The 810-nt window shown below is 51.9% G+C and carries 1 protein-coding gene; it reads right to left on the bottom strand.

Annotated elements, in window-relative coordinates; genetic code table 11:
* Nucleotides 1-51: 51 nt before the first annotated feature.
* Nucleotides 52-747, bottom strand: a complete 696-nt coding sequence (locus D6C13_RS25315; protein ID WP_120135349.1) for an IS6 family transposase — start codon at nucleotides 745-747, stop codon at nucleotides 52-54.
* Nucleotides 748-810: the final 63 nt, after the last annotated feature.

Below are 810 nucleotides of genomic sequence, written 5' to 3'. Positions count from 1 at the left end.
GGTACTGTCGCATTAACGACACCAGATCAGTAAAATTGAATTGTCTATTTTTCAGGCAGTCAGCAGATAAAACTGTTCTGCCGGAGATAATCCGTCCCAGGACGGATGCTGGTATTGCCCTTTGCGTATCATATGCACCAGTTCAATTCCCGCCAGAATCGTCTGTGCCCGCCTGAACGATTTGAATCCCATCATCAGTTTTATCCGACGTTTGATATTCCGGTGGTCCTGCTCAATCAGGTTGTTCAGATACTTGTTCTGCCTGACCGTGATGCATTCCCCTTTTTCCTTACCGGCATTGAGCGTAGCCAGCGCCGCCGTATTGGCACCGCTCTTATCGATAGTCACCACTTCAGGTTCGCCATGGTGGCGAATGGCCTTGCGGAAGAAGCGTAATGCCGCTGCCGCATCCCGCTTCGCCGTCAGCAAAAAATCAATGGTCTGGCCTGAGGTATCGACCGCACGGTATAGATATCTCCACTGCCCCCTGACTTTGATGTAGGTTTCATCCATTCGCCACCGGCGACCTGTACTGCGTTTATGCCGGCGGAAGGCCTTATCCAGCAACGGCACCAGGCGGATAACCCAGCGGTGAAGCGTCGAATGGTCAACCATCACGCCGCGCTCTGCCATCATCTCCTCGAGATTGCGCAGGCTCAGGGCATAAGCCAGATACCAGCGAACACACTGGGCAATGACATCAGCAGGATAATGCAGGCGTTTGAAAGTTTTTCGGATCAGAGACATGGGCAGGTAACATCACAAAAAAAACAGCATGTTACCTGATAAGCCGCTTAATGCGACAGAGCC

The organism is Rahnella woolbedingensis (assembly GCF_003602095.1).
Taxonomy (GTDB): Bacteria; Pseudomonadota; Gammaproteobacteria; order Enterobacterales; family Enterobacteriaceae; genus Rahnella; species Rahnella woolbedingensis.
This window is presented reverse-complemented; position numbering and strand designations above follow the sequence as displayed.